Source organism: Brucella anthropi ATCC 49188, assembly GCF_000017405.1.
GTDB lineage: Bacteria > Pseudomonadota > Alphaproteobacteria > Rhizobiales > Rhizobiaceae > Brucella > Brucella anthropi.
In genome coordinates, this window is the sequence record NC_009672.1 from 17,642 (window position 1) to 44,103 (window position 26,462).

Consider the following 26,462-nt stretch of genomic DNA (forward strand, 5'->3'; position numbering starts at 1 on the left):
TTGTGACCAGCGTCCGCGTTGCGGCTTCTCACTTGTGGCCACCCTGAGAACCCGTGCTGTTTCTCAATGCTCGTTCACTGGATGCGGTTGCCTCCAACTTGCGATCCTTCCGTTCAAGGTCGGCGAAAACCAGCGGCATGAACCAGGCTTTTCCGCGCCACGTAGGAACAAGACGTGGGGGACGAAAATCGAAACTGCTCTCGCTGTTCGGTACACCCAGTATTTTCTGCGCTGCTTTGAGGCCGAGCCAGGGAGCCCAGACAACACCCGAGCCACAGAAACCGGTTGCATAATGAACCGCTCCACGTTGAAAAATTCGAGGCACCATGTCCCGATTCATCGCCACATAGCCAAACCAGCTATGCGAGATACCAACGCCTTCAAGTTGAGGGAAAACCCTGCACATTTCTGCATAATTGCGCTGCGTGGCACTATCCGGGTCGCCTCGGCTTGTTACGTCACGCCCACCGAACAAAATGCGCCGTCCATCCGGCGATGGGCGGAAATAGTAAGTCATAGCACGGGTGTCGGTGAGCATTTTCAACCCCGGCACCAAGTCGCGCACACGTTCCTCACCCAGATCCTCGGTTGCGATGATTCGTGAACGCAAAGGCACTAGCCGCTGACGCAACCAACGGTCCGAATGGTCGGTATAACCGTTCGTGCAAACAAGGACTTCGCGTGCCTGAGCGCGGCCACGCGCGGTAATTACTGTCTTTTTATCAGCGCCTTGGTCGATACCTTCTACGCGGCATTCGGCGTGAATCAGCACCCCTTCAGCGAGTGCAAGCCGCACCAGTTCCGCATGAAATTTTGCCGGATGCAGACCGCCTATATCCATACGCACGCTGCCGCCAGCATAGAGGTCCGTGGCGATATGGCGGCGAACCTCGTTCAAGGGAACCGCATAGGATTCAATGCCGGTCGCTCGCTGGATAGCTTCAGCGCTTCGCGCCATATCGTCATACTCGGCGCGCGTCATTGCACCGCTGAACCGTCCCACAAGCTGGAAATCCGCGTCGATGCCTTCATTAGCCAGAAAATCGATCATGAAGCGACGCGCTTCATGGCCTTCAGCAGCAATCTTGACCGCACGTTCCAAGCCGAACTTGCGCACCAGTGTCTTATCGTCGGGACGAATATTGCCACTGGTAAAGCCGCCGTTGCGGCTGGAAGCGCCAAACCCCAGTTGTTCCCGCTCGAAAACCTGAACCTTTCGCCCTGCGCGCGCCAGATGAAGAGCAGCGCAAAGCCCCGCATAACCCGCACCAACAATGGCAACGTCGCAGTCCCGCTCGATTTCGTGGTTCTCGATGCTACGCGGCGGAGCGGCTTCCCACCAATAAGGTGTATCCTTGTGAGCCATGTCCGATATGTCCCCCTCCATGTTTTGGATGGATTTTGTTTTTAGTTTATTGAACGTGGATCAAATATGAAGCAGAATAGTGAAAACTAATCAACCCCGATTCAATCCTGTTTGTAGCGAGAGCCATCAAAGGATGCCAAAAGTGAACAAGGCAGAAATATCCCCGACCAGCGAGCCTGCGCCCAACGACGCAGGGGATATCGGAGCGCGCATTCGCTTGCGACGGCAGACGCTGGGTCTCACTCTCGGTTATCTGTCGGAAGTCTCTGGTCTGTCGACGGGTGCCTTGTCACAGATCGAGCGGGGCCTCGTATCGCCGACTGTGCGCACCCTTTATACGATTGCCGAGGTGCTCTCCATGAGCCCGGCCCAGCTCATCGACCCACAAGGCTTCGCCGCTGCCGCCCGAGCTAATCCCTATGTATTGCGTGCCGGAGAACAGCCAGAAGTGCTGAACGCTGGTGGCGTCATCAAGCACCGTGCTTCGCCTGAACTCATTGAGACCATGAAATCCTTCGCAGTGCGGATCATTCCGGGCGGGAGTTCCGGTGAGGAATGCTACACGCATTCCGGCGAGGAACTGGGTTACGTCATTTCGGGCAGTTTCACGCTGCAGATTGAAGACGCACAGTACCTGCTTTCAGCAGGTGACGGATTTGCACTGCCTTCAACGACCCGCCACAGATTCTTCAATAATGGTGAAGCCGAAGCCTTCGTGCTCTGGGTGAACAAACCCGAGTGAAGTCGCTCGACAGGCCGAAAAAACGCTGGAGAAAGATGAAAATGGCAAGCAGCCCTGAGAGCTTCTCACGCTCATTATGGTGGAACGCAGCTGGCGAGGCAAAACCGAACCATTCCAAACTGAATGGCGTGCACGAGGCGGACGTCGTTATTGTTGGAGGCGGCTTTACAGGCCTTTCCAGCGCGTTGTTCCTTGCCGAACGCGGGAAAACTGTAGTGGTCCTTGAGGCGCGCCATGTCGGCTTCGGCGCATCAGGACGCAACGGCGGACAGGTGATCCCCGGTTTGAAGCATGACCCAGAAGATCTTCTGGCTGCCTATGGTCCAGAGCACGGCAAGCGCATGATCGACCTCGTGGGTGGTGTAGGCGATCTTGTTTTCGACCTTGTACGCGAACATGGTATCCAATGCTCTCCTGTTCGAGCCGGGTGGATACAAGCCGCCCATTCCCAGCTTGCAACCGCTGCCGTCCATAAACGTGCGCGGCAATGGCAGGCGCAAGGCGTCGAAGTCGAGATTTTGGATCGCGCGCAGATTACTGAGCTTTCCGGCACGGAGCGCTATTTCGGCGGATGGCGCGATCCCCGCGCAGGTGCCCTGCAGCCGCTGGATTATGCCCGTGGGCTTGCCCGCGCCGCCACGGCACGCGGCGTTCAGATTTTTGAAGACTCCTCCGTAACTTCCCTGACGCCGGAGAATGGCGACTGGATTGCAAAGACCGCAAATGGGTCGGTTCGCGCGCGCGAAGCACTTGTCGCCACCAACGCTTACACTGACAACCTCGTACCGGGTCTTGCTCAAAGCATTCTTCCGGTGCAAAGCATGCTGATCGCGACAGAGCCGCTTTCAGAAAAGCAGCGGCGGGAGATCATACCAGGCGGAGTGGTTCTATCCGAAACACGCAAGATCGCTTTTTATATGCGCCAATCTGAAGACGGGCGTTTTCTTATTGGCGGACGCGGCGCCGTCGGAATGAACGAAAAGAACGCGCTGATGGAAGCGTTGAAAGCCGGAATGGTGCGGCTGTTTCCACAGCTCGAAGGTATCGGCATCGATTATCACTGGTCCGGGCACGTGGCGCTGACCATGGATGGCCTGCCACATCTTCACAATCCTGCTGCGGGCTTGCATGCCATGCTTGGCTATAATGGCCGGGGCGTTGCCATGGCCACCGCTTTTGGCAAGATGTATGCCGAATATATCGCCGAAGGCCGCCCCATGGTTTATCCAACCACAAATATACCGCGCCTTGCCTGGCATGCGATCCGCAAGCCTGTCATGGACCTCGGCATCCGCTGGTACTGGATCAAGGACAGCCTTGGTTTCGCATCGAAATAAATCCCATGCAGAGAGAACCTAACGTGCTGAGAAACGTAATCAATCTGGGCGTTGCACCTTCTTGCGGCTCCGATCTGGAAACAGCTTTCCGAGCCGTCAGCCTGGACGGTCAGTCGACGGAACCTTTCGGCTTCGGACGCGCAATCCTTTCTGGCCAAGGAACAGGGGTGGAAAGCCTGTTTTCCTCCATCATAATGCTGCGTGATGGTGCTTTGAATATCCGGGACAATAATGGTCTCGAAATCACACTGACCCAAGGTGAGGTAGCAAGTCTGCCTGCAGGCATATTTTCATGGGAGGCGCGCGCGGCAGATTGTGTCATCCTCACGATACATCAAGAGAGCCTAAGCGTATCCTTCGGTAAACTTGATCTTGACCATCCCATGTCACCCGGCGGAGCGCCCAATCCGGCACTTCTGACCACCCCTGCACCAACAACTTCCCGTCACGAGTTCCAAAGTGACGATCCAATCGCCTGGGGCATCTGGGCCACGACGCCTTATGCTCGTCATCCGATCACCTATTCATTCTCGGAATTGATGATGCTGCGCAGGGGCGAGGTGACATTGTCAAACCCTGATGAGGGAAGCGTGACATTCGTGGCGGGCGATATCTTCCTCGTTCGTCCCGGCGCTGTAGCAGCATGGGACAATCCGAGTGATCTGGAGAAGTTTTGGATTATTCACAGTCCGAGTTAGGCCATTTCCAGTAAACACGCAAAGCACCTAACGAAGGAAATCAGTTCAATGGACTGATTTCCTATGCCTGCCAATTCCCACGTGGCAAGACCTGCCCTTCAACCGCCCTTGCATGCTGAAGGAACAGCGCGGCCCACGCCCCATGAGAGACGTCCCTGTATGATGGTCAGCGTTTGTCGGCCGTTCGAATAGGTCGTACCTTCTTTGCCGATAGAAGGTAAATCAATCGCCGCATTGCCGTTAACAGAGACGGAAGCACGGTCACCGAAGAGGCGTACCGCCAACTGAGTGCCATCCTCGCACTTGTAGTGGCTAACAGGATAGGGATTGCCAGCACCGATTGACGCACCGGACGCGGACTGGCTGAAAGCCCCAAGTAGCAGGACACAAAATGCTGCGCTCAATAAATTTTTCAACGCGACAATCCTCCGGGTTAGGAGTTAGCCAGCGGAAAGTATACGAGATTTCATGGCTACGGAAGTACACTTAATCATCATAACGACACCGTTCACGGACAGAGGGATTGAACGGAGTAAGGCCAAAACGAATTGGATTTCGCTGTAAAATTACCCTGAAATAAAACCCGCATAGCCGTCGCCCAATGTCTTGTGCAGAATTGCCGAATAAGCTGCAAAGGATATGTCGCCAGGTCGCACCCGCCCAAATGACGGATCAGCGAACTGCTTCATGGGAACAAGTGCAAGTGGTGTCGAAACTGGTGTCAGATGTGCACCCTGCCCGGCGCGCAATGTCGTCAGGATGCCGAACATTTCGCCTGTGATGCTTGGGCGGGAGAGCACGGCCATACGGTACTGGCCGGATGTATTCGTGACGAGATAGATGTGTCCCGAAAGATGTGGAACGGAGACAGCCCCCTGTTGTGAGAACGAGACGTCAGAACGTTCACGCTCACGAAAATTGAGATGCCCGGCATCGAAATCCCAACCGATTTCCGTGATGTAAGCGAAGATGGCCTTGTCCTCCCCAAAGGACGGACGCAAGGTCAGGTAATCACCTTCGAGCCATGAAACCGAGGCGCGCGAATAGGCGCCCAGCTCTTCCGCTGCGTGACTGTCGCCATTTCTGGCCAGCTGGGCGGGCGCTTCACCTGCCTGTTCGCGCAGGGCGACACCCATTGCCTGTTCGAGCCGGATGATGGTTGCGAGCGTGAAGGGCCTGTGACCCGACAGCGCCTTTTCCAAAGTCGAGAGGCTGATCCGCGCTTCATCGGCCAGAAGCTGGCGCGAAATACGCCGTCGGGCGATTTCCTCACGAACCCGGACTGCAACACGGGCATTGATCTGGTCGGGCAGATGAGGGTCCTGATCGGACATGGCTTATCCTGAACTGCGTACTTTTCTGCACAATTCCACACATATGCGTAACCGGCAAGGCGGTTTGCGGAAAGTGACGGCTGAAACTTGGCAAAGCTTACGCTGGAGTGGAAACAGTGGCTCCAGCGACAATGGCTCCAGTTCTTCGAGGTGAACAAGGAGCACGTCATGTCACCCGCGATAAATCTTCCAAATCATAGCAATAGAGGTCGGGTACTCTCCCGCTTCTGTTCGTTCATCTGGTTCTGCAACATGGCGTTGCTGCCAGCACTGGCTGTCATTTTCTGTCTGTTGCAGATCGTGCAGGCCAGCGCTGAAACACCCGCTCTCGTCAGGCCGAACGAGGTTCAATCCGGCAGCCTTCTGCTTGAGACAAACGAAGCCGGACGTTACGTCGAAGCGCCTCGGCTCGCAACGGACGTCAATCTCGATGTGAGTGGGCCGACGGCCCGAGCCCGGCTGACGCAGGCATTCGAGAACCCGACCAATGGTTTCGTTGAAGCCTTGTATGTTTTCCCATTGCCAGAAGAAAGTGCGGTCTATTCGCTGAAGATGGTTATCGGTGATCGCGTGATTGTCGCTGACATCAAGGAGAAGCAGAAAGCCCGCGAAATATATGAACAGGCGAAAAGCGAAGGCAAAAAAGCAACGCTGATCGAGCAGCAGCGACCCAACGTGTTTACCAATGCGGTCGCCAATATCGGTCCGCACGAGAAAGTCGTCATCCAGATCGAGTATCAGCAGGCGGTACGTCTTTCCGATGAGCGTTTCTCGCTGCGTGTGCCTTTGGTCGTCGCACCCCGTTACAATCCGGACAATGCCTCCCCGGTTGTCCAGGAAGTCGAAATAAAGAACGGCTGGGGCAAGTCGCGCGATACGGGCAAGCCTGATACTTACAATACCCCGCTTGTAACGCCTTTGGCCCCACCGACTGCCCTGCGAACCAATCCTGTGACCATCTCAGTCAAACTGAAGGCAGGCTTCCCGCTTGGAAAGGTTGAGAGCCTTTTCCACAAGGTAAGGATCGATACGACGAACGACGCGACACGGGAAATCACGCTGGACGGAGCTGCAGCTGCTGATCGTGATTTCGTTCTGGAGTGGAGCGCCGTCGCAAGCGATGCACCACAAGTCGGGCTGTTCCGCGAACATATCGGCAAGGATGACTATGTGCTTGCCTATGTTACGCCACCGGCGCTTGCCAGCCCAAAAAAGGTCCAGCGTGAGGTCATCTTCGTGATCGATAATTCCGGATCAATGGGTGGTACTTCCATTGAACAGGCGAAGGCGAGCCTGGATTATGCACTGTCGCAACTTCAGCCCGGAGATCGTTTCAACGTGATCCGCTTCGACGACACATTGACCAAATTCTTCGAAGATTCAGTCGATGCCAATCAGGAGAATATCGCGTCCGCCCGCCGTTTCGTGACGAGCCTTGAAGCGCAAGGCGGCACGGAAATGTTGCCTGCCCTTCATGCCGCGCTTGATGACAGTAATCAGGGTAATGGATTGCGCCAGATCGTGTTTCTGACCGACGGCGAGATCAGCAATGAGCAGCAATTGCTGGATGCCGTTGCAGCACGTCGGGGGCGCTCGCGTATTTTCATGGTCGGCATCGGCTCTGCCCCGAACTCCTATCTGATGAACCGTGCGGCAGAACTTGGACGTGGAACCTTCACCCATATCGGGTCGGCGGCTGAAGTGGACGAACGCATGCGGGCTCTGTTCGACAAGCTTGAAAACCCGGCTGTTACCGATCTGAAGGCCAATTTCTCGGAAAAGAATGTGAGCATGACACCTTCCCTTTTGCCCGATCTTTATCGTGGTGAACCACTTGTCATCGCAGCGCGAATGGGCAAGGCGATCGGAAACCTTGCTATTGAAGGCCAGATCGATGGCCGTCCGTGGACAGTCAATCTGCCACTCGATCAGGCAATGAATGCTGAAGGCATTTCAAAACTGTGGGCACGTCGCAAAATCGATGATGCGGAAGTGGAACTAACCCTTGGGAAAATTTCCCAGGACGCTGCCGATGCGCGCATTCTCCACCTTGCACTGGAGCATCATCTGGTCAGCCGGCTGACGAGCCTTGTGGCTGTCGACAAGACACCGTCGCGACCGGCAAATTCTCCGCTGACCCGTGCCGATATTCCTCTGCAACTGCCCGCGGGCTGGGACTATGACAAGCTGTTCGACATCCGTGCGGATCGCACCGTCGGGGATCACGCAAACATGGACATGAATGGTGTAAATGACGCTGTCCGCAGCCACGAAAGCCCTACATCACCATCATCGCCATCGCAGTCGATCCCGCTGCCGCAGACGGCAACGTCAGCGACACTACTGCTCATGCAAGGCTTGGGTTTGATGCTGACTGGCCTGTTCGTCTTCTGGTTCTTCCGCCGCAAGGAGAATGCGTGATGTCTATCAATCCGATTATGACAGGGAGCGCACTGTGGCGCTCCCTACTCCCCACGGTGGGCATGGTGCTGATTGCGCTCGGGATGATAATTGCCAGTCAGGGAATCTGGATCCATGCGAAGGCATTTGTGGCACAGATCCTCCTCGAACGAGCTTTTGCGGAAAGCATTGAAACTGGCGCACCAGTCAAACCCTGGAGCTGGATCGATACATGGCCGGTTGCCCGCATCGAAGCTCCACGACTTAATGAATCCGCCATCGCGTTGAAAGGCGCCAGCGGTCAGGCATTGGCTTTCGGCCCCGGTCATCTGGACAATACGTCGATGGCCGGCGAACGGGGAACAGCCGTCTATGCTGCGCATCGCGACACACATTTCGCTTTTCTGAAGAATATCGAGAAGAACGACCAGATACTCGTCACCCGCAGCGACGGTAAGACGATTTCCTATCGTGTCAGTCATATGGCCGTCGCGCGTTGGGATGAAGCGAAGATCGCCGTGAATAGCGAAGGCCGCCATGTTGTGCTGGCGACCTGTTATCCATTCGATGCTATCACGCCTGGGCCGCTTCGCTATCTGGTTTATGCGGATATGGAAGAACCGCAATAACCCAGCACGAACTATCGGTTTTCACGAAAACAGATGACGTGATCGAAACCCGGATAAGCTCTCTTCCTGAAACTGAATGTTGCAAGAAGGCCCAATCCCAGAATTGCGAAAACACCCCCTACGACCAACACGACAGATGTCGTCGCCGATATAAAACTGCCGAATATCAACACCGCTGCCATCGAAGCTATGGCTATCGCCCACTCAACCTTGCGGGGCTTTGGCATCAGATGCCACGTCTCCGGATCAATACCGGCTTCAACGAAAATATCCGGGTCGAAACGCAAATTCGAGCGAGCTGCCATGTTCTGTAGCAGAGCAATACGCAGGGCGTCAGCATTGACGAACCACAGACATTGCATGCCACGTTCCCGCAATGACATTGGAAGCGAATACTCGCTCTGCGTTCCGTCGGGCATTTTATAACCGAACGCTATCCGAGGCTCCCGCACGGGCCCTTTCAAAATGAGACGCACGTCATAACGTGCCATCTGATCGGGCGCTATGCGCGCCCATTCGATTACCGTGCCTTGCTGATCCGCAAGCCCATCACCTGTTCCATATTGGACATTCTGTGGTGTTATCGTGATCCAGGCACCAGCCAAAAGACCAGCGCGCGCAAACATGAAGACCGGAACAAGAAGCATTGCTGCGATGAGTGTCGATACAATGAGGGCTATCGGATCATGGTCAAGGCTGGGTCGGATGAGAAACGTGAGTGCAGGAAGCGCCAACGCAACACACGACAAGAGCATGGCAATGCCAAAACACGTCCATCGCGTTGCCGTGATATCAGGGATACCGGTAAGCGAGCGGTTCTGTCGGTTAGTTGAATCGAATGCTATGATCCGCACAACCGAATCTTGATGCCGCGTTGTTGGACTAACATGAGGTCGGGACACTGACGCCCGCTGCTTTGCCAGTTTCGGCTTCATCTTTCGCTTTGCAGTCTGTTTCACCCTTATTGCCGTACCTGTTGCTTCATCTCTCCTCACATACCACCCAAGCTTGCGCGCAACTTAATGTGGCGCCGCCTTCCAAATCGATCAAACACGAGGGCAATCTTGCTTGGCTTAAAGATACCCCCGCAAGGAAAGCTCTTGTCACGCACTGCAATCTGTCTCTTATGAAATCAGCGAGCGACCCATGCAACTTGATCTTTCGCTTTTTCGGATCTTTGGTCCCATGTTGATGAACGCGGATCGATGAGGAGCTGATTATCAATACGCTCCTTATCGCGCACTTCGGTCGGAATAAGTGGTTCAAGCATTGACCATTCGAAATCCGTCAAATCACATACTCTTTTATGGGTATGTCACATAGCACACCAAGCACGGCCCGCCCATCGTTCTAAAGAACTTCGCCCCCGTCGATGACCAGCGCGAGACCAGTCACGAAAGCCGACTGCGGCGAGGCGAGGTATACTATACCGGCTGCAATTTCCTCTGGCGATGCCCAGCGCCCCATCGGTATTGTTTCGGCGACGTAGTTTTCGAGAGCCTCTCGACCACCCATCTGCTGTTCAAAGCCAGCATTGAAAGGCGTATCGACAAATCCCGGACAAAGCGCATTGAACCGGATGTTCTCCCGCGCATAGTCAGCCGCCATCTGCCGTACCATCGCCACCGCTGCATGCTTGGTGGTGGCATAGGAAATCATGCCGCGATCATACTGGCATCCGGAATTGGAGGCAGTAATAATCACCGATCCCCCGCCCTGCGCCCGCATTGGCGCAAGCGCGGCCTGCGCCACAACAAAATGCGACCGCACATTCAACGCCCACGCCAGATCCATCTGGGCAGGCGTCACATCCTCCAGTTTGCCTGCAATCTGGATGCCGACATGCGAATGCACAACATCAAGTCGTCCGTAACGAGCGGCAACGCCGGAAACTGTTTCTGTGATGGCGGCGTCATCACGGGCATCGAGCACTGCGCTCTCCGCCTGCCCTCCGGCATCTCTGATCGCCTGCGCAGTCGCTTCAGCAAGTTCCGCGCGAAGATCCGTAACTACAACGGTTGCGCCTTCTGCCGCCATGGCAATCGCGCCTGCGCGGCCGATACCTGATCCGGCGCCAGTGACAAGGGCAACCCGGCCCTCAAGACAAGATTTCATGATTTTTTCCCTAGAATGATCGCGGAGAACAGGAGGAAGGCAGGCGCTTGAAATGCTTTTGGCATCTAATGACCTGCCGGTTTCCCGCGCCGGAGAATGATTTGTGCGAAGACAAGCAGCAGCAGAGAGAACACCATTACCATCGTGCCGATGGCATTGATCTCCGGCGTCACTCCGCGACGGATTGACGAAAAGATGTAGATCGGAAGGGTCGTTTCTGGCCCGGCAACAAAGAAAGCGATGATGAAATCATCGAAACTGAAGGTGAAACTGAGCAGGAATCCGGCCATTATCGCAGGCATCAGCATTGGCAGGGTTACTTGCCGGAAGGTGCCGATTGGCCCTGCACCGAGATCGAAGGAAGCTTCCAGCAAAGAACGATCCATGCCGTCGATACGGGCACGCACCAGAATGATAACGAGAGACATGGTGAACAGCACATGCGCCGCTATGAGCGAGCCATACCCCAAAGAGAGCTTCAAACCCGTCACCGCCTGAAGCCAGGGATTAACGGTGTTGAATACGGTCACCAACGCGATCAGCGTTGCAATGCCGATGACAATGCCTGGGATCATCACTGCAATATAGATGAGGGCATCAAAGAGAACGCGCAATTTTCCTTTCAGGCCCGTCAATGCAATCGCAGCCATCGTGCCAAGCAGGCAAGACAGGAACGCCGATGTCAACGCGACTGATGCCGAAGTCTTGAGAGCATCGATAACGAATGGGTTGTCGAGTGCCTTGGAATACCATTGCGTCGAGAAACCCTGAAGCTGGCTCGCCGATCGGCCCGCAGAAAAGCTGAACAGCGCGATAATCCCGATAGGAAGATAGAGGAACAGATAAACTGCAAAAGCATAAATGCGCATGGTTTCCTCACATCAAACTGACATCGTCGCGCGCTGTCCCCATCAAGCGCAGGAAACGCATGTAAAGGGAGACGACAAGCAACATGATCGCCACCAGCGTTATCGACACGGCGGAGCCGAACGCCCAGTTACGCGATTGCAGGAAAAGGTCGACCAGCGCATTTCCGACGAAGAAAACGTTGCCTCCACCCAGCATCTGCGGGATGAGATATTCACCCATGAGCAGAATGAAGACGAGCATCGAGCCGGTTGCCACGCCGGGGAGCGACAGGGGCAGGGTAATCTGCAGGAAACGCCGCCAGGGTGGCGTCCCAAGATCGTCTGCCGCTTCCAACAGCCGTCGGTCGAGTTTTTCGAGACTCACATAGATCGGGAAGAACATCAGCGGCAGATAACCGTAGACGATGCCCACCAGAACGGCGAAAGGCGTATTGATCAGGCGGAACTCACCGAGCCCGAACGCCGACAGCAATTGGGGAATTCCCCGCCCGCCAAGAAGAAAGATCCACGCATAGGAGCGGATCAGGATCGAAGTCCAGAATGGCACAATCACCAACACAAGCAGCAATGTTCGCCACTGCTTGCCGACCCGCAATGCAAGATAATAGGCCAGCGGATAAGCGATCAGCAGCGCCGCGATGGTGCCGATGGGCGCCAGCGTCAATGTGTTGCGGAATGCGGCCCAGCGACTTCCCAGATTGGCGTACTGCGCAAGGGTGAAAGCCGGCTCGTAACCGCCAGCTGCCCCGCGCTCCCCGAAGGAATAGACGAGGACGACCGCCAGCGGCAGTACAAGGAGCGCAGCGTACCACAGGCCCGCCGGCCCCAGCAGGAGCCAGCGCATTTTTCGCTGAGACAGTGCCATTGTGTCCGTCCGTTATGCCGATTTGAAGCGGGCAATAAGTTCTGCCCGGTTTGGATCGGTCAACGTGACCGCCGCCCCGAACTCCAGTGTCGACAGAAGTTCCGCCGCCGGATGAAGGATAGGATCATTGCGCATTTCCTCCGGCACCAGAGCTTCGACGCGTGCGTCGGGCACCGGATAACCATGGAAGAGTTCCTCGCGCGCATTGACCGAAGGATCGAGCAGGAAGTTCAGCAATGCGTAAGCGCCTTCACGATTGGGCGCGCTTGTGGGAATGGTATAGAAATCGGACCAGATTTCGCCGCCTTCCTTTCCGAGCGTGTATTGGATTTCCGGCAGATCGCGATTCATCTGTTTCGCATCTCCGGTCCAGCACATCGTCAGCCAGGCATCGCCGTTACGCATGGAGGGCTGATAGTCGGAGGTGATGGCAAAGAGATGCGGCTTCACCTCGATCAGCAGTTTCTCTGCATCGGCCAATTCCTTCGGATCGACGGAATTGAACGAATAGCCGTAATATTTCAGGGCATTTCCGATAGCGGTCAGCTGATAGTCGTGGATAATTGTGCGACCTGAAAAGTCGGTTTTGGTCCGGTCGAAAAAATCCTTCCAGCTGGTGAAAGGTGTCTTCGCCTTGTTGCTGTCCCAGGCCATACCCGTTGTGCCCCATAGTTTTGGGATACCGTAGAGCTTGCCGTCGACAGTGCCGGGCGTTGCGAAACGCGCCTCGAAGGACTCGGCGTTGTAGTTGGGTATTTTTGTCAGATCGAGTGGCTCTATCATCTTGCTGTCGGCATAGGTGCTGATAGCGTAGTTCGTAGCGACCACAATATCCCAGCCTGCTCCACCGGCCTGCAGCTTGGCGAACATTTCCTCGTTTGAACCGAAAACATTCACTTGCACCGCTGCGCCAGTCGCTTTCTGGAAGGCCGCCAAATTGTCGGGGTCCTGATAATTTGGCCATGTTGCGATCGAAACCCGGTCACCAATGTCGCCTGCCCAGGAACGTGTTGGCAAAAGTCCCGGTATTGCGCCCGCCAGGACCGCCGTTGCGGCACCCAATCCGGTCACGCCCAAAAAATGGCGGCGTGTAACCGAACCTTTCTGGTAACGGCGCAGTTCTTCCATGAAAGTCTGCCGGGAAACCGGCTTGTCGTTCTTCGTCATTTCATCCCTCCCGTTTATTGTCAGCAGATCGAATTTGGCGCTTGAGGTTTGTCCTCACGGATGCCAGCCAGACGCCAAACTCGCAAAACTCATTCGCCACGCTCAAGGATCAGTCCTGCTCCACGATCCCAGACAAGATGCGCGCTCGAGCCCACTTCGACGCCCGGCAATGCTCTTTCCGCCTGCCTCGGAACCAGAACCTGCAATTGGCCCAGAACCGGGTGCGTCAGCAGGAATTCGATGTGCTCGCCGAGGAAAATCTTGTTGGCAACCTGTACTTCAATCGTCTGCTCCCCCTCCGTTGGGGAGATAGTCAGGCGCAGCGCTTCAGGTCGGATCATGACGTCGACAACATCGCCGGGCGCCACAGCAAAAGCTGTCTCAACTACCACCTTGTGGCCCGAAGCCAGGCTCACCGCCACATCGTCACCGTCGGTATGTTCGACCTTCCCGGCGAGAATGTTGGCGCGCCCAACAAAGTTGGCAACATAGCGATTGGCAGGACGGTCATAGAGTTCGCGCGGCGTCCCTATCTGAGCGATACGACCATGCCCCATGATGCAGATGCGGTCGGACATCGACAATGCTTCCTGCTGATCATGAGTGACGAGAACGAAAGTGATGCCCAGCTCGCGTTGTAGCGACAAAAGTTCAAGCTGCATCTCGGTCCGAAGCTTGGCGTCGAGTGCGGCCATGGGTTCATCGAGCAGCAATATCTTTGGCTCGTTCACGATCGCACGGGCAAGTGCCACGCGCTGTTGCTGGCCACCCGACATCTCCCAGATCCGCCGCCCGCCGAAATCAGCAAGGCGAACGGTTTCCAATGCTTTTGCGACGCGAAGCGCGATTTCGGCCTTTGCCAATCGCGGTCGACGCTGCCTCAATCCATAAGCCACATTCTGGGCTACGGTCATGTGCGGGAAGAGAGCGTAGCTTTGAAATACCATATTGACGGGGCGCTTGTAGGCCGGTGTCGTCCCCACCTCTGACCCGTCGATCAATATTTCGCCTTCGCTTGGCTGCTCGAATCCGGCTAACATCCTCAGTGCTGTCGTCTTGCCGCAGCCCGATGGTCCGAGAAAGGAAAGAAACTCCCCTCGCCGGATTCGCAGGTTCAGCTGACTGGCTGCAAGTACGGCACCATAGCGTTTCGTGGTGCCGACAAATTCCGCAACAGTGTCGCTGCTTCGACCAACAGAAGCCTCGGTAGCGTATACCATCAAAATATATTCCCCTAGAGAGCTTTGCCTAAAGCGGCATATCCCTTATTTTGAGAAAAACATATAAAACTAGTCGATATGTGTATATATCACAAAAGGCATAGAGACGGAGATTCCGAATGAACTGGGCGCAGACGTCTGCACGGGTCATTGATGCGTTACACCAGCCACATTTTCCAGCAACGCTGATCGAAGCGATCCGCAGCGTGGTGCCTTTCGAGCATACGGTGACCTTCGCCTATTGTGGCAACCGGCGCCCCATCGCTCTGCATTCAGAATTCCCCGTATGGAAACACAAGGTTATGGTCGAGGACTATCAGGAAGGACCTTATCTCCTCGATCCATTTTACCTGCAATCATCCCGGCCCGGTGATCCCCGCCTCGTACGATTGCGGGATATGGCACCCGACCGTTTTTATCAGGGAGAGTATTTCCGTAACTACTATGTCCAAACGGAACTGGCCGAAGAAATCGGGTTCATGTTCAATGTTGAACCAAATATCTGCATTGTAATTTCTGCCATGCGAACTTCAAAGCCGTTTTCTGCGCATGAATTTCGCAAGCTGGGGGAACTGGTGCCATTCATTGGTGCAGTAGGACGGCACAATTGGGCGGACTTGTCGAAGCAATTCACCCAAACCTCTCAGCAACCGGAAACAGACAATCTTTCAAAAATCATCCAGCATGCTTTTCGCAATCTGGGACGTCAGATTTTAACCACCCGTGAGGTGGAGGTAACAGAGTATATTCTGAAAGGCTATTCAGCCGAAGCGACCGCACATGCTTTAGGAATATCATGTGGAACCGTGCGCATCCATCGACGCAATATATACGGTAAACTTCACATCAATTCGCAGGGAGAGCTGTTCTCACGATTTATCAGCGCGATGACAGGGCAGGATAACTAGACTTAGTACTGGTTAAATCAAAGCTAGCGGACGGCGGCCGCTGTAATACATGGCTGACAAGAATGTATGCGCACATCCGCCCTTCTTTTAGCGTTAGGAAAGCAGGCTCGCGCAGGTCCTTTGGAGGCGCGAGCCTTGTATTGCGGCGATTTTTGGTTGTGGCTTGTTGGTTACCACCTGACGATGAAGCCAGCATTCCCCTTGACGGCATAGCTGTCGGTTGAGTGGTTGAGGGAGGTGTTGATGGAGCCCTGGCCGTAGATTGCATATTTGCTGTCGGCCCATGCATAGGTGCCGCCGGCGCCGATGCCGGCCCAGGTTTTGTCGTTGTCGGTATCGACGTTGACACCAGCCACATTGATGCGGGTGCCGCCGAGGAACTCCTGATAGACATTGGCGATGCCATAGACCGATGTGTTGACCATGCGGCCGTCATCCCCCTGCCAGCTGTCCTGATAGTTGGCGGCAAGACCAATGCGTGCCGTCAGGCTGTCGCCATCCTGCATGTGCACGCGGTTGCCCCAGATGTCGTGGAACGCATCCGCATCGAGTGACGACCACATCAGCTGCGCCTGTGGCGTCAGCGACCAATGTTCGTCGAGCGCAATCCGCTGCCCCACCTCGGCACTCAGCGCATAGCCGAAGGCCTTTGCGCCATCGGCCAGCCCGCTATTGGCCGTATCGGAGTTGAGATCATTGTCGAACCATGTCAGCTGGCCCTGCGTATCGACATAGAAGCCGTCATTGCCATACCAGGTTGCGGTCGCGCCAAGGCTCCAGGCGCTGGTGTCGGTATAACCGTCACCGAAGAACGAGCTGGAATTGCCATGCGCCGTACCATATTGCCCGGTGATCCCGGCAATCAGCTTCCCGTTGGCATCCTCATAGAACTGCCCGTCGACACCGGTCTGCATGATGAAGCTGTTGATATCCTGCTTCATGCCGGTCGCGCTGTGCGGCTCAAGCCGGTTATGCGCGCCCTCGATGCGCGCCCAGATCCCGCGGCTGTCGACAGTGCTGCTGCCTGTATTGCTCGCGTCGTTGTCGTTCCCGCTCGTCAGATAGCGATTGCCGACACGTTCCTGCAGCGTGGGCAGTTTGTTGAGCACCTGCATGTTCTGCGCATAGCCCTGATAGACCGGAACACCGGCACTATAGCGCGGGTTGTCCGGATCGACCGGGCAGGTATTGGTCTGCTGGCAATCGGGGGCCGGCGGTTCCTGTGTCGTCTGGCTGGTCAGATACCAGTTGCCGTCCTTGTTGCCGCTGCCCGCCCCCTGTTGCAGCGTATAGGCATAGGCACCGCCCACAACCGCCTTCTGACCGTCCTTGGTGGTGTAGTCGCTGACAAGCGAGAAGGTTCCGTTCGACTGACCGGCAACCTCGACCACTTCGATGCCGTTGACAGTCTGTGCCCCCAGTCCGCCGCGATTGTTGACCTTCAGATTGGTCGTGCCGGATGTGTCACCACCCACCTTCAGGCGATCGGTTTTGGAACTGTCGTCGCCGAGCACCGTATTGATGACGACCGTGCCACCGGTGCCGGTATAGTTGCCGGTCACGCTCAGTGTCGTACCTGCCGTCTGCTGTGTTCCCATCGTGATGAGACCGCCATTCGACAGCGCGGCCAGCGTGGTATCGAAACCGCCAAGATCGAGCGTCCCGTCTGTACCGACAGTGTAGCCCGACGATGCATTGTTGAAGACACCAGCTGCGCCCTGCTTCAGCGTGCCGCCATCGACATTGGTCGCACCGGTATAGGTGCCGGCCGTATTGAGGGTCAGGGTACCAGTGCCACTTTTGGTCAAATCGCCAGCACCAGAGATTACACCGGAGAACTTGCTGTCGAAGCTTTGTTCGACCGTCAGCTTGCCCGATCCAAGTGCAATATCGCCATCGCCCGTCGTGCCGCTCGCGTCGAAGGCCGCAAGACCGCCGACCGTCGTGTCGAAGCCGCCGAGATCGGCCGTTGCACCCGCCTTGACCTTCAAGGTGCCCGTGCCGAAGGCATGGCCAGCGACACCTGCCTTGACCCCGCCATTCTCAACCGTCAGACCGCCCGAGAAGGTGTTGTCGCCGGTAAACGTCGTTGTGCCTGTGCCTTTCTGGACCACACCACCCTTGCCATCACCGGTGATGTTGCCGTCAAACTCCGTATCATCGCTCCGGTTGAAGGCCAGCGTGCCGTCACCATAGGCGCTGCTCGAAACCGCAACGTCACCCTTGATGCTGCCCGTATTGCCACCGTCACCGATCTGCAGGACACCACCTGTCACCGTCGTCCCGCCGCTATAACTGTTCGCACCCGTCAGAACCAAGGTGCCGTAGTTGGTCTTGTTGATGCCCTTGCTGCCCGTCAGCGTCGCCGCGATAGTTGCCGTCATCGATTTGCTTGCATCGGTGGCGTCACCGACGTTGATAATCGGCTGGTCGGTATTGTCGAGATCGAGCGCATCGCCCGCCAAAACATAGCCATCGGTTGCAAAATTAAGACCGGATGCCGTCACATTGCCTGCGGCATTGCTGATCGTCACCGTACCCGGCGTACCCCGAAACACGGCGAACGACCCCTGATCATAAGGACCCTTGATATTGTCTGCATTATCCGTCCAGACATCATTGGAATGATCGGACACAAGGTTCCAGGCACCATTGCCGCCATCCCAGACGTTCAGCCTGACCCCGTAGCTGCTCATCAGATTGACCTGCTTGTTCGCCTCATCCGTATCGATCCACATCCGTGTGGGATCACCTCCCGGAGCCGTGCCAATGGTCATCCCATTGTCCGTCAGGTTGCCCTGATAGTCGATGAGACGATAAAGGCCCGGACCGAAGCCGCCGCCGTCCGTGATGTTCAGCGACCCGGCCAGAGTGACATTGCCCTGCACATCGTAAAGGGCGGTCTGGCTCGGCATGCCGAGTGTGACATTGACCTGGCTGTTGGCATCAAGAGCAAGATTGCCGCCAATCTGAAGCGTCTGGCCATATTTGCCTTGCAAATTGCCATTGTCCGCGACCACGACATTCTGGCCGACCTGACCGGACCCCATCAATGTGCCACCGGCGTTCACATTGACATCGCCCCCTTGCGTGCCACTGATCTCAAGCGTCGCACCGCTGTTTACAGCGAAGCTTCCATCGAGGCTGCCCTCAACAACGATCTTGCCAGCGTCGACATTGGCTCCAGCGCCAACGTCACCGGTCGCACTGCTGTCAAACACCAGAAGGCCGGTACCGGTCTTGTGCCAGTCTGAAGCCGGCGAACCATCAAAGGCTCCGGTCAGGGTCAAAGTGGCATCCGTGCGGATCGACCCGCCATTTGCAGTGACATTGACAGCGCGTGCACTGGTCAAAGCAGCCGTGTTGGCAAAAGTACCGCCGTCAATGGTCAGGTTGCCCGAACTTGCACCGAGATTTTTGTCACTGGACACTTGAAGGACGCCCGCAGACACAACCGTGCCACCCGCATAGGTGTTCTGGCCTGTCAGCGTCGTAGTACCGGTCCCCGCCTGCACAACAGAGCCCGTACCGGAAATCAAACCGTTATAAGCGTAAGCATTGTTGCGGTTGAAGGCCAGACGCGCATTGTTGGTGATATCGCCGACAACACTGCCCGTGCCGCCGCCATCTCCAATCTGCAAAGTGCCATCCGAAATCGTCGTGACACCAACATAATCATTATCACCCGAAAAAACCAACGTGCCGGTGCCGGTCTGCACGACAGAGCCCGTGCCGGAAATCACACCGCCATAATTCAGGACATTGTTGCGCTTAAAGACCAGTTGCGCACTATTGGAGATACTACCGACAACACTGCCGGTGCTTCCGCTATCACCGATTTGCAAGGTGCCGTCAGAGATCGTCGTGCCGCCAACATATTCATTATTACCGGTGAGAACGAGGGTACCCTTGCCTACTTGCTGCAGACCGCCCGTACCGGTGATCAATCCTCCAAACGTAGTAATTGTTCCGACCGACTGCTTGTAGGACAGAAAGCCAGAACCACTCGCATCTCCGGTATCGATCGTACTTGTATCGGCAATCACTCCGCTGTCGCCAACTTCCAAAGTGCCACCGCGAATTTGCCAATCATTGTTATATGAAGCCGCAAGCGTCCAGGTGCTGCTTCCAGATTTTCTATACGTCTGAAAGCCCTGATAGTCCGACGCATTATCGATGGTTGACGACAGAGTGCCGGAGAAACTCTCATCCTGACTTCCACCGAGAATGAAAACGTTATCCCCTCCTTCCGCGACTACATCACCGTGAATGTCGGAACCTTTTTGAATTTCAAGCGAGTTTCCGGAAGATGACGACAGCAAGTGTATCGCAATACCATCCTTGCCAGCTTGTCCGCTTCCTGCTGCGCCTCCAGTTCCGGGAGTCACCGTTCCGCTGTTGATAACCGATATTCCGGCACCGCTAATACCGTCGCCACCGTTGCCGCCATTTCCGTTTGTCACATCGGTGTTGAAAACAATCGCACCGTCGCCACCATTGCCGCCAGTGACGGTCCCAGAGTTTGTTATGGTATTACCCGACGACGCAAAAATGCCGCTCCCACCTGCGCCCCCATTACCTGAAGTCGCAGAATTGGTCGCTTTGACCGCACCTCCATTTCCGCCATTTCCACCAACGACGTTACCACTGTTGGATATTGAATTTATTCCGGCATCTGAAGCAATCCCGCGGCCTCCAGCCCCGCCATTCGCACCGATGAAAGCTGGGGGAGTTGTCGATCCACCGGGTCTAAACGGACTGCCTTCGCTGGCATCACTGCCGTTACCACCCAGAATGGACCCCTCATTCTGAATAGTCACGGAACCGGCAACACCATCGCCGCCGCGGCCGCCATCGGCATTCGCGTATGTAGAAAGGGCCTCAGCCTGCGAAACGCTGACACCGCCATCGCCGCCGACGATACTTGCGCCTGTCACGTTGGATATCTGACCGCCAGCCGTACCTACAGCATATATAGCTGTACCGCCCGCACCAGGATCACCACCTTGATCATGATACACATCCTGCCCACTATCAGGATCCGGTCGTTTCCCAGACAGTCCAGCATCACCACCTTTCCCACCAACAATTACACTATGATTTGTTACAGCAATATTGTCAGAATTTAGCCAAATACCTACCCCGCCATCGCCACCATTTCCGCCGCCGCCCGGGTATGCGGAGGCGGGCGCATTACCGCCATCCCCCCCGGCGCCACCTTCCCCCCCTTGAATAGTCGCGTTCGCGCTATTCGTGATGGTAGAAGCGCGATTTGCAACCAGACCATAGCCCCCGGCACCACCACCACCGCCGCCACCGCCACTATAATAGGTCGCGTTCGCATCAGCGCCATTGCCGCCCTTTTCTCCGGCGCCACCCGCCAAATTTCCGCCATTCGTATAAAGTTGGTTATCGGTATCAATTATAGCACCGTGCGTCCCGCCTCGCCCCCCAACTCCTCCGATACCGTTATCACTGTCCTGAACGCCACCGCCGGCGCCTCCTTCAGCACCGCCGGCCCCGCCTCCACCGCCACCACCGCCACCACAATTGCCAAATTTCGTTAAACTTCCGTCCTGTCCGTTCTGAGACGGCGCCCCTCCCGTTCCGTAGTCTGCGCAACTGCCACCATTATTTCCGCCACCGGTTCCGCCAACCGTTTGGGCAAGCACGGGGGTCATAGCCAAAGCTGTTCCAGCACTCAGAAAGAGAAATCGCAGGAATAATACATTTTTGCCGTTTAATCGCTTAAGCATTATACATCCCTAATTAATAATAGTTCATATAGAATTAAATCAAATTAACATTGATATTATATTTGCGTCAAACTCCAATAATATTGAGATTATTTTCTCATTATTTTGTAACTATATTTATATTTTGATATAATTTAATAATCAATAATATAACCTCGATAATAAAATTTAGATTTACTAAATCTGTAAACAACAGAAGAAAGCCTTAAAAATCTAAATATCTATAAGATCAGATATAACTCATCGCTGTGAGTTGAAGCGATAACAGTTCGCGCCACGAGACACCGTAGCAGCAATCCATGTCAGTGATGACAGTTGTTCACCATCCACTCCTTCTGCATTCTCAAGGGGCAAACTTTAGGCAGGAGACTTCTAATGACCTATACAATAAAATATAGCTTTGATAAGACCACATCTAAGGACACTCCGATCGGAACAGCCGTTTCAAACTCATCTGATTACGCTATTCATGTCACGGCAAGCATCAGCGACGGAACATCTGATCCTGTTAAAGGAAAAATACTTCAGTTTTATACAGACCCACCTACATTAATCGTTATGGACAGCAAGGGCAAATCGCTAGAATACGACAACGTTTGGGGAAGTTATCTGATTAGCGACGAGGAGGGAGAATATTCATTCTATCTGGCCGCTCAACAGAAGACTATCGTCAAAACTGGGCTCATTGTTGAGGATGATCCCGACAGTGCGAATGATTTGGATCCGCCGATTGTAGTGTTCTCATCCTACGTGGGATTGACCACCAAATACGGTCCGCCAGTTGTACATGATGATGATGGCGTGATCGATCTAGGTTCAGGAACTCCCTATATAAACATCGGATTGCCGTCGACAACAAAGGACTTTACTAACTTCCCAGAGGCAATGACAGCATTGCTTGTCAATGGATCACAATCCGTCACCGGGCTATTTTCAACCATTTTTAATGACGGATTCACTGTTCCCACGAATATGCTATTGACGGAAGAACCAAACCAATTCGGTTACATTATCGTGAATGGTACTTCTTCCGCTGCTCCGGTGACAGCTTGGACAAAAGTTACTGGTGCAATACTGACGAAGCCTCTGCCTTCACCTTTACGCACACTCACCCAGAGTCCGTATTTGCCGGCTCATGCGGCGACAGTCAATGATGCGTCAAAAGACCTGCCAGTTTATATAGACATCCCAGAGGGTAATCCGGATAATATAGCCAAAGACGACGTGATAGATTTAACTGTTTACATCAATTCATATAATCAGGGAACAAATCAACCAAATAATAAAATTATTTCACTTGCTCAAATTGTTGTAAACGATAATGATATTACAAGTAAAAAGATAACATCAAAAATTAAAAGCTCTGATCTTCAAGGATGCGGCATGAATGCAAGTGCGGTACCTGGAACGATTTATATCGATTACACCCTGAAGAAAGCAAAATCTGACACTGTTTCCGCCATGCCACAACAATACTACTCAGGATTAATAAATACAGTAGGACCAATCTAAATTATAATGATTCTTGTTTGATAATTATTTTAATATAAATAATTGTAATTAATAACTGACGTTCATCTGTAAATATGATCGTCAGTTTTATTTACCTTTAATTTACTTTATAATCAGCATCCAGGAGGGATGAATGAGAAACGTCATTCTCACTAAAAGTAAAAATATACTCTCATTCGAATTAAAAAGCCTAAACGATCATTCTGCATTGCCTGCAAATGATTATGTCGAGCTGGCCGTTTCTTATGAAGATTCACATCGAAACCCACTGTTCAAAAAGCGGCTTATGTGGCGCATCATTGAAGGCAATGCCCTTCTACACCAGCCAACAACCCTGACAGATAGCCAGGGATTGGGCACCAATCGCATCAGAGTCCCGCTTGATAGTTCTGATCGTAACACTACGATCCGCTTAGCCGTATGGGCGCAGCAGGAACCCGACGATAAACTGGAGTTTGCATGCCTTTTTGGAGAATCGGAGCCAGCGCCGCCCGTCGCCAGTGGCGCCGTGTTCCAGACCGTGTTTCCTAGAAATGACATAAGCGGGAGGACAGGGGTCACCTCCGAAAACCCAACGAAATTCAGTTTTTTATACTGTGACGGCTACGGATTTATCAATTTAGATCGAACGATATACTATACTACGAAACCGGGAATGGCAGACCAGTACACAGATGTATATAATGACTATTTGTATGTATCAGTTAGGTTCCCGATGGGGGCAATACCTGGGGGAACGATATCACTTCTTGCTCAGGATAAATCGAACGGTCTCGAATACAACTCGCAGTATGAGGTCGGGAATGCTGCATCAACATTAGGCCAGGTCAACAATTTCTGGCCTCCGAATGGTTCCCTACTGCAACCTGGACGGAAATACCCAATTCGCGCGCTTTGCATGAATTCCAATGGTTCTTTCTGTAGTAACCAGAGCATACAATGGTCTCTAACGGGTGGATCGACGAATGGAACAATCTCGCCAGCGATCAGCATGACCGATGCGTATGGGATCGCCGTATCAAAAATAGAGTGCGATTATGTGTCTCTTGGCGAAAGCGGAGACGTCGATCTGTGCGCTTCAGTTGTTGGGTCGCTGAATGACGAATACTTTGTCTTCGATTTTCCGAGCTTCAAAATAGGCGGTGATCGTTTTGTTTCGGTCAGCCCAGACACCAGTGTAAGCTTCAACGCTGGCCTACCTTTCCGTTTTGCCATCGTTTTGCAGGATGAAAACGGTTCGCCGCGTGCCGGATACAATATCGACTGGAGTGCTAGCGGACGCCCCACAGCACAATGCTATTTTGACCCACCAGTATCTCAGACAAATTCGAACGGAATCGCATCCAGCATTCTGACTTCCAAGGACATTCCACAAGGAACTGTTCAAGATATCGTCGTCACGGTAACTCCCCCGCAAGGCGCGCCCTATATAGCCACATACCAACTGGTTGCAAATGTCGTCAAACAGATAGCGCCAGCAGATCAGGGGCCTTATCCCATCGGGAAGCCTTTGGATGTTGAAGTTATGCTTCAAGACCCCAGTGGTAAAAAAATAGCGGGCCGCAGTTTGGTTGTTACTCCCAACCCCTTGCTTACAATCAGCGATCCTAATCCAAAGACAGACTCTAACGGCACTGCAAAATTTCAGGTAACTGCCTCTGCTAAAGTTAATACCTTGCTCCAAGTCTCCGAGTACGCCGACAGTGTACCCACATCAATATCTCTGTCTTTCGGTACCACAGGCATTGTCATAAGCCCGACAACAAGTGATAGCATGCGCTATGACCAGTGGGTAAGCGTGAGCGCTTCCTATAACGACGCCGCAGGAAACCCGGTTAACGGCGCCTCGCTGTCATGGAATTGCACCAATGGCGTAGAAGTCGAAACCCCCAGCACTACAACAGTCAACGGGATATCGACAAACCGTATTCGCTATCAAACAGTGAGCGGATTCCCGCAGCCGCCGATTACAACAATAATGACTGTCACGGCATCAGACGGCACAGCCGGTGAGCAGACTTGGACATTTACAAAAAGCGGCCTAAAGAACAAACTGCAGCTTATATCACCTCCGAACGAAAGCCAGCTTACCACTGATACACCCACATTGGTTACATTGAGACTGACCAATCAGTTCGATAATCCTCTAGCCAACTATAGTATGGTCTGGGATGCCCCGTCAGATGAAGCAGTTATTCTACACTATGATTCACTGACCGATTCCGATGGAATAGCTACAGCGATCGTAAAGGGAACAATCCCGGGATTAGTGCACTTCACTGCCCTGGCCCCGAACGCGCTCGGCATATGCAGCTTCGATTATGATTATGAGGAGGAGAAATTACCCGATTGTTCAATTCTTCTAGAGACCACATTTGCCCACAATCCACCAAGTGGACAAACGGTCGACCCAACAGACAATAGCCAGATTATAACCTTTGTATTCCGCCTCCTATCCAACAACGCTCCACAGCAAAATCAAAGTATACTCTGGTATTTTAGCCCGAGAACACCTGACCTCTGTTTCTTTGATGGTGACAATAATCCGATCTCCGCTGATTCTCACGGAAATATTACAACGATAACCAATGCAGATGGCCTAAGCACTTTCAAAATTGGCAGCAAGACACGATACATGGGAAGCGTCTCTGCCGCGCCTGGTAATAATCCAAGTGCGGGAGCACTACAGTATTCCATAGTTATCGCAACATTCAACTCTGGATTAATCGAGCAGAGCCTAGAGCCTGCAATTTATAACCCTAACCCGATCGCTATTCCGGATCAATTTTCCATCAGCGACGCAGGTTTTGTACTACGTATCGATGAGCTACAAAGCAATACCATGGGACAGACGGTCGTGTTTTGGACGTCCAGTGGCGCGCCTGGTGTGTCTCCTCAGGAAAATATCTTAACTTGCTCCACTAGCCAGGCTGAAAATGGAATAACTGTTCCCTATAGCTATCTGTGCCCCGATCCCACTCGCGCAGGGTACAATTCAATTGCATATATGATCGTACAACAGAGCACCAGCACCAGCTTCCTGGCAAGAGCTATTACACCTGCGGTCACAGGCAGTCAGATGCCTAATCATCCTGATTACAACAATACTGATCGGCCACTACCTAGCCCATATTTGTCTAACCATGCAAATGTCGTAAATGGTAATAATATCGTTAACGGCTTGAAAGTTTACATCCCATATTCTTCAACCTGGAACATCGGAAGCACGATAAATCTGTCTTTATACCTCAACGGGCAAGACGATTCTGGAAATGTATTTGGAAAAACGATCCCGCTTTCGCAGACGATTACCAAAGATAATTTGAATTCCCAGAAGGATGTAATTATTATTGCACCGCAAGACCAGCTTTCAGGATACAATGACGGCACGCTGGAGGCCGACTATTATATTGAAACGATTTGGTCACAGATACTAGAAAATGTTACTTTGAACACCGCCAACTGGCATTAGATTGCGGTCATTGGCTCAGAATATTTGAATTAAATTTATTTCTCTGCTTGAGACATATATCGTTTTGCGTGG

General features: G+C 53.6%; 18 protein-coding genes. 8 read left to right on the forward strand and 10 right to left on the reverse strand.

Features of this window, described 5'->3' with window-relative positions; genetic code table 11:
* Positions 1 to 28: 28 nt before the first annotated feature.
* A complete protein-coding gene (locus OANT_RS24890) occupies positions 29 to 1,366 on the reverse strand; it encodes an NAD(P)/FAD-dependent oxidoreductase (protein WP_011983116.1) in 1,338 nt (445 codons plus the stop codon).
* A 133-nt stretch (positions 1,367 to 1,499) separates the two neighbouring features.
* Here OANT_RS24890 and OANT_RS24895 point away from each other — a divergent pair, with 133 nt between their 5' ends.
* The 3 genes from OANT_RS24895 to OANT_RS24905 are packed head-to-tail and all read left to right on the forward strand — an operon-like array spanning position 1,500 to position 4,143.
* Positions 1,500 to 2,108, forward strand: coding sequence for a cupin domain-containing protein (locus OANT_RS24895; protein WP_011983117.1), 609 nt, complete (start codon positions 1,500 to 1,502; stop codon positions 2,106 to 2,108).
* Positions 2,109 to 2,149: 41 nt separating this feature from the next.
* Complete coding sequence (locus OANT_RS24900) at positions 2,150 to 3,445, forward strand: NAD(P)/FAD-dependent oxidoreductase (RefSeq protein WP_040128782.1); 1,296 nt, start codon at positions 2,150 to 2,152, stop codon at positions 3,443 to 3,445.
* A gap of 23 nt (positions 3,446 to 3,468) precedes the next feature.
* Positions 3,469 to 4,143: a cupin domain-containing protein gene (locus OANT_RS24905; RefSeq protein ID WP_231771529.1), complete on the forward strand. Its 675-nt coding sequence runs from the start codon at positions 3,469 to 3,471 to the stop codon at positions 4,141 to 4,143.
* Positions 4,144 to 4,241: 98 nt separating this feature from the next.
* Here OANT_RS24905 and OANT_RS24910 read toward each other — a convergent pair whose 3' ends face one another.
* Positions 4,242 to 4,547: a hypothetical protein gene (locus tag OANT_RS24910; protein WP_036588329.1), complete on the reverse strand. Its 306-nt coding sequence runs from the start codon at positions 4,545 to 4,547 to the stop codon at positions 4,242 to 4,244.
* Between the two features lie 162 nt (positions 4,548 to 4,709).
* Positions 4,710 to 5,477 carry a helix-turn-helix domain-containing protein gene (locus OANT_RS24915; RefSeq protein ID WP_011983121.1) on the reverse strand — a complete coding sequence of 256 codons (768 nt, stop codon included), beginning with the start codon at positions 5,475 to 5,477 and terminating at the stop codon, positions 4,710 to 4,712.
* Between the two features lie 168 nt (positions 5,478 to 5,645).
* Between OANT_RS24915 and OANT_RS24920 the strand changes: the two genes are divergently transcribed.
* On the forward strand, positions 5,646 to 7,898 hold the full coding sequence (locus OANT_RS24920; RefSeq protein WP_011983122.1) for a marine proteobacterial sortase target protein: 2,253 nt from the start codon (positions 5,646 to 5,648) through the stop codon (positions 7,896 to 7,898).
* Positions 7,898 to 8,506, forward strand: coding sequence for a class GN sortase (locus tag OANT_RS24925; protein WP_011983123.1), 609 nt, complete (start codon positions 7,898 to 7,900; stop codon positions 8,504 to 8,506). Before OANT_RS24920 ends, OANT_RS24925 begins: the two co-directional genes overlap by 1 nt.
* A gap of 11 nt (positions 8,507 to 8,517) precedes the next feature.
* Here the strand turns inward: OANT_RS24925 and OANT_RS24930 are convergent, their stop codons facing one another.
* The 6 genes from OANT_RS24930 to OANT_RS24955 all read right to left on the reverse strand — a co-directional run bounded on the left by OANT_RS24930 (position 8,518) and on the right by OANT_RS24955 (position 14,742).
* Positions 8,518 to 9,261: a hypothetical protein gene (locus OANT_RS24930; protein ID WP_235823029.1), complete on the reverse strand. Its 744-nt coding sequence runs from the start codon at positions 9,259 to 9,261 to the stop codon at positions 8,518 to 8,520.
* 595 nt (positions 9,262 to 9,856) lie between these two features.
* Positions 9,857 to 10,621 carry an SDR family NAD(P)-dependent oxidoreductase gene (locus tag OANT_RS24935; RefSeq protein ID WP_011983125.1) on the reverse strand — a complete coding sequence of 255 codons (765 nt, stop codon included), beginning with the start codon at positions 10,619 to 10,621 and terminating at the stop codon, positions 9,857 to 9,859.
* Between the two features lie 65 nt (positions 10,622 to 10,686).
* Complete coding sequence (locus OANT_RS24940; RefSeq protein WP_011983126.1) at positions 10,687 to 11,490, reverse strand: ABC transporter permease; 804 nt, start codon at positions 11,488 to 11,490, stop codon at positions 10,687 to 10,689.
* Positions 11,491 to 11,497: 7 nt separating this feature from the next.
* Positions 11,498 to 12,355, reverse strand: a complete 858-nt coding sequence (locus tag OANT_RS24945; RefSeq protein ID WP_011983127.1) for an ABC transporter permease — start codon at positions 12,353 to 12,355, stop codon at positions 11,498 to 11,500.
* 12 nt (positions 12,356 to 12,367) lie between these two features.
* A complete protein-coding gene (locus tag OANT_RS24950) occupies positions 12,368 to 13,522 on the reverse strand; it encodes an ABC transporter substrate-binding protein (RefSeq protein ID WP_011983128.1) in 1,155 nt (384 codons plus the stop codon).
* Between the two features lie 89 nt (positions 13,523 to 13,611).
* Positions 13,612 to 14,742 (reverse strand): ABC transporter ATP-binding protein, encoded by a 1,131-nt coding sequence (locus OANT_RS24955; protein ID WP_011983129.1) that lies wholly within the window; start codon positions 14,740 to 14,742, stop codon positions 13,612 to 13,614.
* 119 nt (positions 14,743 to 14,861) lie between these two features.
* Between OANT_RS24955 and OANT_RS24960 the strand changes: the two genes are divergently transcribed.
* Positions 14,862 to 15,650: a response regulator transcription factor gene (locus OANT_RS24960; RefSeq protein WP_011983130.1), complete on the forward strand. Its 789-nt coding sequence runs from the start codon at positions 14,862 to 14,864 to the stop codon at positions 15,648 to 15,650.
* 170 nt (positions 15,651 to 15,820) lie between these two features.
* Here OANT_RS24960 and OANT_RS24965 read toward each other — a convergent pair whose 3' ends face one another.
* Entirely contained in the window at positions 15,821 to 21,406 is a 5,586-nt protein-coding gene (locus tag OANT_RS24965; protein WP_011983131.1) for an autotransporter outer membrane beta-barrel domain-containing protein, read from the reverse strand.
* Positions 21,407 to 21,781: 375 nt separating this feature from the next.
* Here OANT_RS24965 and OANT_RS24975 point away from each other — a divergent pair, with 375 nt between their 5' ends.
* Positions 21,782 to 22,918 (forward strand): hypothetical protein, encoded by a 1,137-nt coding sequence (locus OANT_RS24975; protein ID WP_040128494.1) that lies wholly within the window; start codon positions 21,782 to 21,784, stop codon positions 22,916 to 22,918.
* Between the two features lie 133 nt (positions 22,919 to 23,051).
* Positions 23,052 to 26,390 carry an Ig-like domain-containing protein gene (locus OANT_RS24980; protein WP_011983133.1) on the forward strand — a complete coding sequence of 1,113 codons (3,339 nt, stop codon included), beginning with the start codon at positions 23,052 to 23,054 and terminating at the stop codon, positions 26,388 to 26,390.
* The last annotated feature ends 72 nt before the right edge of the window (positions 26,391 to 26,462 follow it).

Coding starts and splice junctions, on each gene's coding strand:
- OANT_RS24890 (WP_011983116.1), bottom strand. CDS start 1,366: ATGGCTCACAAGGATACACCTTATTGGTGGGAAGCCGCTCCGCCGCGT.
- OANT_RS24895 (WP_011983117.1), top strand. CDS start 1,500: ATGCCAAAAGTGAACAAGGCAGAAATATCCCCGACCAGCGAGCCTGCG.
- OANT_RS24900 (WP_040128782.1), top strand. CDS start 2,150: ATGGCAAGCAGCCCTGAGAGCTTCTCACGCTCATTATGGTGGAACGCA.
- OANT_RS24915 (WP_011983121.1), bottom strand. CDS start 5,477: ATGTCCGATCAGGACCCTCATCTGCCCGACCAGATCAATGCCCGTGTT.
- OANT_RS24920 (WP_011983122.1), top strand. CDS start 5,646: ATGTCACCCGCGATAAATCTTCCAAATCATAGCAATAGAGGTCGGGTA.
- OANT_RS24925 (WP_011983123.1), top strand. CDS start 7,898: ATGTCTATCAATCCGATTATGACAGGGAGCGCACTGTGGCGCTCCCTA.
- OANT_RS24930 (WP_235823029.1), bottom strand. CDS start 9,261: ATGCTCTTGTCGTGTGTTGCGTTGGCGCTTCCTGCACTCACGTTTCTC.
- OANT_RS24935 (WP_011983125.1), bottom strand. CDS start 10,621: ATGAAATCTTGTCTTGAGGGCCGGGTTGCCCTTGTCACTGGCGCCGGA.
- OANT_RS24940 (WP_011983126.1), bottom strand. CDS start 11,490: ATGCGCATTTATGCTTTTGCAGTTTATCTGTTCCTCTATCTTCCTATC.
- OANT_RS24945 (WP_011983127.1), bottom strand. CDS start 12,355: ATGGCACTGTCTCAGCGAAAAATGCGCTGGCTCCTGCTGGGGCCGGCG.
- OANT_RS24950 (WP_011983128.1), bottom strand. CDS start 13,522: ATGACGAAGAACGACAAGCCGGTTTCCCGGCAGACTTTCATGGAAGAA.
- OANT_RS24955 (WP_011983129.1), bottom strand. CDS start 14,742: ATGGTATACGCTACCGAGGCTTCTGTTGGTCGAAGCAGCGACACTGTT.
- OANT_RS24960 (WP_011983130.1), top strand. CDS start 14,862: ATGAACTGGGCGCAGACGTCTGCACGGGTCATTGATGCGTTACACCAG.
- OANT_RS24965 (WP_011983131.1), bottom strand. CDS start 21,406: ATGCTTAAGCGATTAAACGGCAAAAATGTATTATTCCTGCGATTTCTC.
- OANT_RS24975 (WP_040128494.1), top strand. CDS start 21,782: ATGACCTATACAATAAAATATAGCTTTGATAAGACCACATCTAAGGAC.
- OANT_RS24980 (WP_011983133.1), top strand. CDS start 23,052: ATGAGAAACGTCATTCTCACTAAAAGTAAAAATATACTCTCATTCGAA.